The sequence below is a fragment of the Acinetobacter lwoffii genome (assembly GCF_024129735.1).
Classification (GTDB): Bacteria; Pseudomonadota; Gammaproteobacteria; order Pseudomonadales; family Moraxellaceae; genus Acinetobacter; species Acinetobacter lwoffii_H.
Window position 1 is genome coordinate 1 of record NZ_JAMXXK010000075.1, and the last position, 10,766, is coordinate 10,766.

Annotated in this window: 11 protein-coding genes; 1 reads left to right on the plus strand and 10 read right to left on the minus strand. The window is 43.6% G+C overall.

The window, feature by feature from the left end; translation table 11 throughout:
• Positions 1 to 88: 88 nt before the first annotated feature.
• The 8 genes from NI469_RS14835 to NI469_RS14870 form a co-directional block, all read right to left on the minus strand.
• Positions 89 to 1,090 (minus strand): YjgN family protein, encoded by a 1,002-nt coding sequence (locus NI469_RS14835; protein ID WP_253175617.1) that lies wholly within the window; start codon positions 1,088 to 1,090, stop codon positions 89 to 91.
• Positions 1,091 to 1,178: 88 nt separating this feature from the next.
• A complete protein-coding gene (gene fghA / locus NI469_RS14840) occupies positions 1,179 to 2,015 on the minus strand; it encodes an S-formylglutathione hydrolase (protein WP_253175618.1) in 837 nt (278 codons plus the stop codon).
• Positions 2,016 to 2,058: 43 nt separating this feature from the next.
• A complete protein-coding gene (locus tag NI469_RS14845; protein WP_004646044.1) occupies positions 2,059 to 3,441 on the minus strand; it encodes a C13 family peptidase in 1,383 nt (460 codons plus the stop codon).
• A gap of 120 nt (positions 3,442 to 3,561) precedes the next feature.
• Positions 3,562 to 4,383 carry a class I SAM-dependent methyltransferase gene (locus NI469_RS14850; protein ID WP_253175619.1) on the minus strand — a complete coding sequence of 274 codons (822 nt, stop codon included), beginning with the start codon at positions 4,381 to 4,383 and terminating at the stop codon, positions 3,562 to 3,564.
• Entirely contained in the window at positions 4,377 to 5,201 is an 825-nt protein-coding gene (locus NI469_RS14855) for an undecaprenyl-diphosphate phosphatase (protein ID WP_004279167.1), read from the minus strand. Before NI469_RS14855 ends, NI469_RS14850 begins: the two co-directional genes overlap by 7 nt.
• 16 nt (positions 5,202 to 5,217) lie before the next feature.
• Positions 5,218 to 5,883, minus strand: coding sequence for a tRNA (adenosine(37)-N6)-threonylcarbamoyltransferase complex dimerization subunit type 1 TsaB (gene tsaB / locus NI469_RS14860; protein WP_004646042.1), 666 nt, complete (start codon positions 5,881 to 5,883; stop codon positions 5,218 to 5,220).
• A gap of 136 nt (positions 5,884 to 6,019) precedes the next feature.
• A complete protein-coding gene (locus tag NI469_RS14865) occupies positions 6,020 to 6,547 on the minus strand; it encodes a gamma carbonic anhydrase family protein (protein ID WP_253175622.1) in 528 nt (175 codons plus the stop codon).
• A gap of 24 nt (positions 6,548 to 6,571) precedes the next feature.
• Positions 6,572 to 7,180, minus strand: a complete 609-nt coding sequence (locus NI469_RS14870; protein WP_004279164.1) for an NUDIX hydrolase — start codon at positions 7,178 to 7,180, stop codon at positions 6,572 to 6,574.
• A 123-nt stretch (positions 7,181 to 7,303) separates the two neighbouring features.
• Here NI469_RS14870 and NI469_RS14875 point away from each other — a divergent pair, with 123 nt between their 5' ends.
• Positions 7,304 to 7,852: an NUDIX hydrolase gene (locus NI469_RS14875; protein WP_253175623.1), complete on the plus strand. Its 549-nt coding sequence runs from the start codon at positions 7,304 to 7,306 to the stop codon at positions 7,850 to 7,852.
• A gap of 59 nt (positions 7,853 to 7,911) precedes the next feature.
• On the opposite strand, the gene filF is transcribed toward NI469_RS14875, so the two are convergent.
• Positions 7,912 to 9,843, minus strand: coding sequence for a putative pilus system protein FilF (gene filF, locus NI469_RS14880; protein WP_253175620.1), 1,932 nt, complete (start codon positions 9,841 to 9,843; stop codon positions 7,912 to 7,914).
• Between the two features lie 21 nt (positions 9,844 to 9,864).
• Positions 9,865 to 10,766, minus strand: a 902-nt coding sequence (gene filE, locus NI469_RS14885) for a putative pilus assembly protein FilE (RefSeq protein WP_253175621.1), incomplete at its 5' end; no start/stop codon positions are given.

A 10,766-nucleotide genomic window follows, 5' to 3' on the forward strand; every position in this document is an offset into this window, starting at 1 on the left:
CATCCAAGGATTATCTCTTGAATTAAATAATTTTGCTGATTAATTTAAGATCAAATAAATTGTACGTTTTTTGATTTATGACGGAAGTCTACTGATATTCATATAAACGGATGACAGCCCAAGGTGTCATTAAGCCCAGACTAAGAACACGTATCATCCAGTTGCTCAGCACAATCCAGCTATAACGCCATGTCGTGACCCGTGTTTTAAAGTAACTTTGACCAAGCTCCACATGATTCCAGGTAATGATGTATAAACGTGCAGAAATAATCGGCCAGACCAGCGCCAGACAAAGCAGATAGCTAAGCAGTAAACCCAGACTAAACAAATTGGTTCCAATCCGGTCCACCCAGTACACTACTGCTGCAAGCCAGCCAATACCAACCAGCAGGCAAAGACCAAAGGGCAGATAAACGGCAGACATAAATTTGGACCAGTTAATATTCAGCTTGAATTGCAGCTGACCAATCGATAAATGATTAAAGCAATAGCGTTTATAGAGCCAGATCATCACCGGACTAAACAGCAGCAAAGTAAAGATATTGATCAGGATGGCCAGAAATAAGACCCTATAAGCCTCACGGTTGCTGCCATTAAAATAAAAACGCACATTGCCATATTTGCTATTTCTAGCCTTGAATTTCAGCGTCATCCGAATGAGCCAGGGCAAACACAGCGCAGCGACCATCAATAAAGAACTGGTGGCAAGGATTGAATAGTTGGTCAGTACAACGGTGACCAGATACAGTTCCAGTGCAAACAGACGACCCAGCAGGATCCGGCTCGGCATGGCCACAAAATCGAAGCGATGGTTTAAAAATTGGGTATTGCCGTAGAAATAACGCATACGGCGTGCCTTGACCCAAGGGCTGTACAAGGTCAATGTCACAATGGTCAGCATCAGATTCACCATCCAGATACCAAAATATTCGGATGCACTGCCATGAAATCTGAATCCATAACGCTGATATTTAGGGCAGACTGAAAGCGTGGCTTCAGTCGAAAAACTTGAAGCAGCCGGAAATAATGGCTCACTAACACGAATACCGTCTGCTGCATGACGATCCCAATTTTTTATACTTTTATACATCTGATATTAAAAGAAAAACCCCCAGAATGTAAAAACATTTTGGAGGTTTTTAATTTTTTTGGCTTTGCTACATATCTGCAGTCCTACTTTAAGGATTTAACTGCACGGCATGGAATTGCAAATGATCATCTACGAAACTTTGAATAAAGTAATAGCCATGATCATAGCCCTGATGTTCACGCAAAGTCAGCGGCTGGTTCACGGCATCACAAGCTTGCTGAAACAGGGCTGGATTGAGCTGGTTATAGAACTGGTCCGAAAAACCCTGATCAATCAGGATATCGCTAAATAATGCGCCCTTTTCTTGAACCAAAGCGGTCGCATCATGTTTCAGCCATTCCTCTTTCTCAGTACCCAGATAATTCGAGAATGCCTTGTCACCCCAAGGACACTGACTCGGTGCACAAATCGGTGCAAAGGCTGAAACAGATTTAAATTTTTCTGGATATTTATATGCCAAGGTCAATGCGCCATGACCGCCCATAGAGTGGCCGAAGATGCCGATCTTGCCGGGATGAATCACGAACTCCTCAGTGACCAGTGCATAAAGCTCATCGACAATAAAGCTTTCCATCTGATAATGTTCAGCCCATGGTGCCTGAGTGGCATTAATATAAAAACCTGCACCCTGACCGATATCCCAGTTGTCGCCTTCTGCCACGCTTTCACCACGTGGTGAGGTATCTGGTGTAATCAGAATCAAGCCAAGTTGCGCCGCCAAACGCTGTGCATGCGCCTTGATGGCAAAGGTTTCTTCGGTACAGGTCAAACCTGCCAGATAGAATAATGCCGGACAGCTGTGACCTTCTAAAGCTTGAGGCGGCAGAAAAATGCCAAATTTAGTCGGTGTTTTAAGATAGCGTGAATCAAAACGATAAATCCGCTGTTCACCTTCAAAGCTTCTATTGTTCTGTATAAGTTCCATGGCTATTCCTTATTATTACAACCGGTCTGTGGATGACATTGATCTAGGGAGATGGTGTTGCCGTACTAGTCTGTGGAAATAAACGTTGCTCCAGTTGTGGCAACATCAATTCCATATTCTTACCAATCACCCATTGCGGTTCTGATGGCTCAAAACCTTGAGCTGATTCCCATTTTGCTACGGTATCTGTGGCCTGTGCGAAAGCGCTTTGCAAGCTGCTATTTTCACGCATGGCTTCATCAAAGAACGCACGACCAAAATAGGTATAATCCGCTTCATTCGAACAGCCAAAAGACTGACGGTCAGCTGCCGAAGCCGTAATCACCAAGGTATTGTCATTCTGTAAAGCAGAAGCAAAACTGCCTGAAAAACAGGCCGAGATTACGATCACGCGCCAACGTATGCCTGATGCATCTAGTGTTTCACGCAACCATTTTGGATCAACCTGCGCCAGATCCAGTGGGGCATTTTCCATTTCAAATACATTCGGCAAACCGTGAGAGGTCATATATAAAAATAATACGTCACTTTCACGGTTCATCTGCTGCCCCATACGGCGCAATGTCAGCTCCATACTGGTTTTGGAAGCAATCGGCATAGTGGTACGTGTCGCTGGGTGATTGACCAAGGCAATCGATCGGCCAAAAGTACCAAAACGGGTATCAAACTGCTCTTTAATCCGCTCAACTTCAGAATGGAATACATCCTGATAGCTCGCTCCAGCTACTCCCATGAAATACCAGTGTGACTGTGCAAATTCACCATACTCGATATTTTCCAGCGCTTTATTCAGCAAAGTTGGCTGGGCATAGAAAGCATCTTCGGCAAAACTCGGTGGAATTTCTTCGACTTTCCAGATCGGCTGATCTTTGACTGAAATCTGCCAAACTACTAGCGTAAACAAAGTCGCCAGCATAATCAGCGCACGTTCCCACCACGGCCATTTTAATTCACGTGAAATCACCCAGACCACTGCCAGACTTTGCCAGACAAACAGCATGACAAAGAGCGTTGGAATATAGTCGTAAAGGATATAAGGCAGATAATCCAGATCACCCAGATACTGAATCAGACACTGGAACAGCATGATATGGGTATCTAACACCAACCATAACAAGGCTGGCACCAGCATCAAGCGTGGATTATTGACCCGCTGTGACAGAAAAATACCGACAATCAGGGCAATGAAAGGCCAAAGCGCATAACTGATCAGACCTTGAGAGTTAAAATCTCCCATACGGCCTGAACTGAGCCAGCTAAACAAACTGTTGGCGCAGCCACCCAAGATCCCCCAGAACACCAGTTGCATGATGGATGGACGGACCAGTTGTAAAGAACGCCTCGACCCCAGAAATAACCACATCCCGGCAATTTGGTTGCTCTTAAAATCGTGCCAAAAATTAATGGAGGGTTTAAAGTCGATCATAGGATTTCAAGGAGATGAGTGGCTCGCTAATGTGCTGAATAAGTTTATGCTTGATAAGCATTTAATCAATGCTAATTTTAAATATATAACAAATCTTTGCTTAATAAAGAAGCCATTATCCTATTCAGCGACAAGTTCATGCTGAAAATACGCATCAAAGCGACAAGCATCGCCTTGCCATTGATGATTTGGCTCTTTTCCGGCTAAAAATACCGCCAGACGCGGACGTTTGACCACAACACGTTTGCCAATTTTCTGCGCCAGTTCTAAAAGGTTATCGCCCAGATCCATTTCACCATTTTCAGGTAATAACATATGCAACAGCTGCATCTGTTTTTTGACCTGTGCCTGCTTTTTGACTGCCTGCTGATTTTGATCCCGCTGTGGGAACATTGGATCAAGATAAACCACATCAACAATCTGCTGCTGCTCGGCCTGCTGTTTTAAATAATCGGCTGAATCAGAAAAAACCAAATGAATCCGTGATACGACCTGACTCAGGAATGCATCCGACTGGGAACGTGTATGGCTATCTTCAAGCAAGGTAAATAGAATCGGATGCCGCTCAACCAAGGTCACTTGCGCACCTAAATGTGCCATCAACAGACTATCATGTCCCAGACCCGCAGTCGCATCCACTAAGCTTGGTTTTTCACTTAAATTACAGGCGCGTGCAATCATTTCCGACTTTAAAGATGCGCGTTTTAAGCGTCCGGTTTCCGCTTGCCAGTCCGGTTGCATCTTCATGCCGTTGGCACATAACCAGAGTCCGTCAGCATCAACACAAAGGGCCAGTTCAGGATTTAAACGGAAAAAACGTGCATTGAGTTTTTCAACAGTTTCAATCTCGACCTGTACCCCACGAGAAGAAAGCACAGCCTCAAAGTGCTGTGCTTTCTCTTGATCGTCAGATTCGGCATATAAGCGAATCGCGCTTACCATAGTTTCCAACCCGTATAGGCAAATAATAAAATCAGCAGACCCGAAGCAATACGATACCAGGCAAAGATCATAAAGTCGCGTTTGGCCACATAAGCGACCAGCGCACGGATTAATATCAATGCCGAGATAAAGGAAACCAGAAGCCCAACCCCAATCACGGTCCAGTCTTCAGTGGTATTTAAGACATCATAGCTTTGATAAAGATCTAGCAGGCCAGCACCAATAATCACCGGAATACCCAGAAAAAATGAGAATTCAGTCGCTGCTTTACGGGACACACCCAAGAACATCGCACCGATAATGGTTGCGCCTGAACGGGAAGTCCCCGGTATCAAGGATAAAACCTGAATCAGGCCAATCCAGATCGCATCTCTAATGCTGAGTTCTTCAACTTCATGCACACGGACTTGTGGTGGATTCTTTTCAATCCAGATAATGATCAAACCACCGACGATCAAACCAATGGCGATGGCAATATCATTAAACAGTAATTGTTTGACAGTTTGTCCCAAAGTCAGACCAATCAATATAATCGGAATAGAAGCCAGAATCAGGCCAATGCCTAAACGGCGACCTTGCGGTTCACCGCTGACAATCCCGGTCGCTGCACCCCAAAGACGTGCCCAATATTCATAAATAACGGCAGCAATTGCCCCCATCTGGATCGCGATGACAAATACATCACTCTTTTCCTTGGTCCAGAAATTCATTAATTCTGATGCCAAAATCAAATGGCCGGTACTGGAAATAGGCAAAAACTCGGTAATGCCTTCGATAATACCCATGATGGCCGCTTTGAGTAGCAGTAAAAGATCCATGCTTTATCCTAATTAATTATGCTTTACCTTGTTCTGGAATTTTTTTCCACGCGTTATCGCGTAAATATACGGGTAATGCCAATTCTGCACTGACCCAGTTTTCTGCTTGTGCCGCTGCACGTGCAATGCTGGCGATATCCTGTGCGGTCGCATGCACATCTTTATAAATTGAAGTTTCGCTTTGTACCAGTTCAGCACCTGAGCCAACCGGGGTAAAGCGCACAGCTTGGCTACCTTCTGCATAACTTAACAGTTGCTCATCATCGACCGGTTGCATAATTCCTTGGGCATCCAGTTGATAGCTCGCGATATAGACTTCACTCATACGGGCATCCAATACTGCAGACACTTCAGTCAGACCGTGCAGACGATAAGCCGCCTGTGCCAAAGCCTGCAAAGTCGACACCGGAATCACCGGCACATCATTGGACCAAGCCAAGGCCTGAGTCACAGCAGCATTAATACGCACACCGCTAAAAGAACCTGGACCACGACTAAAGGCAATCGCGGTCAAATCAGCAATGGCCAGCCCAAGATCTTGCAGACCTTGTTCAATCATCGGGAGAATCGTTTGCGTTTGTGCCTTGGCGCGCGCATCAAGCTGAAAAAATAGTTCTTGAGTATCATCGATTACAGAAACGGAACACTGCTCATTGGCAGTCTCCAATGCCAGCACTTTCATGCACAACCTTAATTCAGAGAATATAAAAAACGCGGATATGATACTCCACTCATATCCGCTACGCGAGATTTTCCCGAAACAGATACAAAAATGCCTAGAAAATCTAGGCTTATGATTCACTCATTAAAAGAGTACCTTAGAGTTGCACTTCTTCCAAATCCTGAAATTTCTGAAAATGCTCGGCATAATGCATGGCGCTCATTGTTAATTTTTGAATACTGTCATCATCCAGCGTTTTCACCACTTTACCGGGTGAGCCCATCACCACGGAATTGTCTGGAATGATCTTGCCTTCCGGAATCAAGGCATTGGCACCAATAATACAATTCTTCCCAATCACGGCATTGTTCAGAATGACGGCCTGAATCCCGATCAGGCTGTTATCTCCAATGGTACAGCCATGCAGCATAGCCTGATGCCCAATTGTCACATAATTGCCAATATTCATCTCGATACCGGCATCCGTATGCAGTACTGCATTTTCCTGCACATTGCTAAAATCACCTAATTTGATTTTACTATTATCTGCACGTACTACGGCACCGAACCAGACACTGACTTGTCGTCCAAGCTCAACTTGTCCAATTACTGTTGCCGTTGGTGCTATCCAGCCATCCCAGGGCTGATGTGTAGCGGTGGGTATATGTCCCTGAAATTTGTACAACATTGATAAAATCCTGTTCAATGGTTAAAAAAATTTGGAGCGTTTAAACGTTGGAGAATTAAGCAAGAATGGCCAGTCTTTTTTATAATCCAGCCCATATTGAAATAAAGAAATCAGCATACGTGCGGTCAAGCCCCAAACCACTTCATTTTCTACCCGCATACTCGGAAAATATAAAGATTGCTGGGCAAAGCGAACTTCATAAGGCGTAGGCGTCACTTCAAGCAAATGCTGCAATGAGGCAAAGAAAATCCGGTCGATTTCCGTCGGTTGTGGAATCAGCTTCACTTGCGGAGGAATCAATCCCACAATCGGTTTGACCAGCATGCCATTGCGGGCTTTTTGCATGGGTAAGTCACCCATTAAATGTACATCAAAAGGATTGAGTGCCGTTTCCTCATAGGCTTCTCTTAGAGCCACCACAATATTACTGGTATCTTGCGGATCGCGCTTACCACCCGGAAATGAGACTTCTCCGGCATGATTATTCAAATAAGCTGAACGGCGCGTCAGCAATACTTTCGGGTCAGCTTCATCTGTAATTGCAATCAACACGGCAGCATGCGCAGATCGGATACGCTTGGAAAAACGTAAGCGTTGCTGCAACCTTTGTGTCAATTCACATGCATCCATTCTCTCAGCCCTGACGATGATCATAATTTCATCATAGCTGATTTTAGTCGGGGCGGGAGAGAAATGATGCCAAATTTTGCTTTTTCAGTTATCCTGAGCTTACTTTTATCATTGATGATGAATATGAACTTCTGTGTGAATTGTGGACATAAAACCACTGCTAAAATTCCTTTGGGCGATCAGCAAATTCGCAGCGTATGTGATTCATGCGGCTCTATTCATTACATTAATCCGAAAGTGATTTGTGGCGCTTTAGTCTTATTCGAAAACAAAGTACTGTTGTGCCGTCGTGCCATTGAACCGCGCTACGGCTTATGGACGTTACCTGCCGGCTATATGGAACTGTTTGAAACCATGGAGCAAGGGGCTGCCCGGGAAACCCGCGAAGAAGCCGAAGCTGAAGTAGACATTGAACAGCTGTACTGTATGTATAACATTCCGCGTATTGGTCAGATTTATGTGCTATTTAAAGCCAATCTGATTGATGGAAAATTTGGTGCGGGTGAAGAGACCATCGAAACACGTTTATTTGATGAAGTAGATATTCCCTGGACTGAACTTGCCTTCCCGAGTGTAGAACACACCCTCAGACATTATTTTGAAGATCGTAAAAGCAACACTTTCCCAATGCATCTGGAAACCTTAGGCACACGTCTAGACCACACGGGTTAAATCTAATCTGTATAAAAAATCCCATACTAAGATGGGATTTTTTTTATTTTTAAGGAATATTATTTAGCTTTGACTTGATAGCAATCCGCGAGTTTAAACTCAACCGAACCACCATTTAATTTTGCCAGGCTAATATCTGCCGGTGTTTCACCCTCATTGTTATTATTATAAACTTTTTGAAAACTCGCATAGGTATTGGCCCATTGTACCCCATCCCCTGCCGAATTCAGGAAAGTTACACGCCCATTCTGGCCAACATTAGTATCCAACACATTAGACAAATTAAGCAGTGCACCACCGATCACAATCGTATCCCTAGAATCCGGTGAAGACTGGATACGTGAGTCTACCCCTACCAATGCGCCATTGATATTACCAAACTTTTCATTGGCCAAAATCAGGCGCATGGAAACCGCTTTATCAGCCACAAATGCACGTCCCAAAGTCCCGAGGCGATATTGTTGTATGCCTTGATGATCTAAGAGCGTATCTGCCAACACATCACCCTTACAGCCATTCACCGGATCAGTCGCAAAACTACTAGAGGATTGCATATTGGTGCGTACATCACCATTACTGTCAATTACAATTCCTAAAGTAATTGGGCTGACAGTGGTATCTGTAAATTTAAATTCCAGATTGGCATACATTGGGAAGATATATTTCTCCTTATCTGCCACGTTCTGCGCTGTTTTAAAGACCTGACGATCCAGATAACTAATCGGGAAAATCTTATATAGATCAATGCTTCCCGTATAGTTTTCACCATCAGCCTGCAAACGCCACAACCCCAAGTTGGCTTGATCGGAAGTATCCAGCGATTTTTTGTCAGTCACCACCTTATAGAAAGCTTCTTTACCCGCGATCACATAATCATTCAATAATCTGCCTTGATACAACTCAAGCGGAGTCGCATTATTTGCGACATTCAGGCGGTAAGGCGTGTTAATGGTTTTACTGGTTGGATGAATCCATGAACTTTGTGGATCAGCGGTCATTTGTACCGGTTTCACCTTACGGATGAGTTGAGCATTAATCCCCCCTAAGGAAGATAAATTTTCTTTAGCCAGAGTTAACTCATTATCACGCCATTGTAAGCCGCTGCCAAAGGTATAGCCCTGGCGATCGGTAATTAGCATAAAATGGCCAAATAAATATTTAGTATTCTTATTATTAATATCACAAGGGCTTTTATTACAGCCCACCAGTCCATCTGAACCCGTCAGGTTACTACCAATTACGCCTGAAGTTGAGAATAATGAAAATTCTGGCTGATACACGGCTGCGTTAGCAATCGTCACCAGTTTTTTAACGGTGGCAAAAGCCACCTCATCCGAAATTGTGCTGATATCAACAAAATCTTTAATTTTGGTCGCCAAATCGGCATCCATCAGATTGATATTCTCACTGGTTTTCGCCAGGTCTTTACGCATCTCTTCAGTAATATACAAAGGTTGTACATCAGATGGATTAATAATACGCCCTTCTTCTAACGCCAAAGCTTGCAGAATTTTAACCAGACGCATGGCCACCTGAACGGTAGGATCATTAGGCACCAAATCACCTACCGGACGTCGAGCAATCCCAGTTGCAATATCGATTACACTTAAACGCGGCAGCTGGGTCTGGGCACTAAAACTGGCATAATCGCTAAGTTTAATTTGACCTAAATTAATCTTGCGTGAAGCAAAACTTTGAATATAAAACTCAATATTATCCGTCTTTTGACAGGTTCCAGAAGCAACCCCGTTTTTACTATCAAATAACGTAATAAAGGTATTTTCTGTATCGCTACTACAGTTAAAGTTCAAACCATCGAGCGGATATTCCAGCCCCCATTCCACACAGTTAGTTGTACCTGGGGTACAAGTACCATTGGTCGTGGCTTCATCATTTTTTTCTGGAATGACATTGGCACTTTCCCCACCACACCCACTCAGTGCCGTTAAAAGTGTGGTTAAAGCAAATGGAAATAATATTTTATTTTTCATCTTTTTGTACTCGAATAGTCCTTATCGAATGGCGACTAATTTTAGTTGTCCATGATTTGTCAGCATCTTGTCTTCAACATCTATTGCTGAGGCCAAAGGCGTCAATAATATATATTCACTTTGAGCAGGAATCTGGAGAATCCCTTCGATACGCTCATGTTGAATAATATTCGCCTGTCCTTCCTGATTTTTAAAACCACCCGCCCCTTCAAGCACACAGCCACGACTGTCTAAAAATACAACAAAAGGCCAATAATACGTTGGATTTTTCTGGCTAGAGGCATAAGAGTTAATCTGAATATTCTGGATATCGGATTGAAGCTTTACCACTTCAAAATCAAATTCGTCTGCTTTAAGAGGCGCACGTGGCCAGAGGTTAACTGCTTTTTTATGGCTGATTTCTTTCGCTTTTTTAATTTTCTTATCATTAAAACACTGCTCGCCCAAGCTCTCGATGGTCTCCGGCTGTGAAATACGATAATAACTTTGAGCCAGTACTACAGGACCGGAATCTACTTCTGGCGTTTGAAACAAGGATTTTAATACAGATTGTCCCACCCCTTTTTCACGTTCAATTGTCTGGATCCGAGTAGTTCCGATATTTTTATCCACGACTCCTTCGGGCATGCTATAGAAACGTTTTTTGCCTTCCAAATTAAATTCTTTATTTTCCAGATACTCACTATCCACATATTCAATGCCTTCAACCTGGCTAAATCCCGGCTTTTGTATGGTAGCAACAGAAGATCCAACTCCAGCATCAGGAGTTTGAATAGTTTGAGATCCAAGTATTAATTGTGGTTTAGACTGAATCTTTTCTTGCGCAATATGCGGTTGTACTGGTTGTACTGGTTGTACTGGTTGTACTGGTTGTACTGGTTGTACTGGTTGTACTGGTTGTACTGGTTGTACTGGTTGTACTG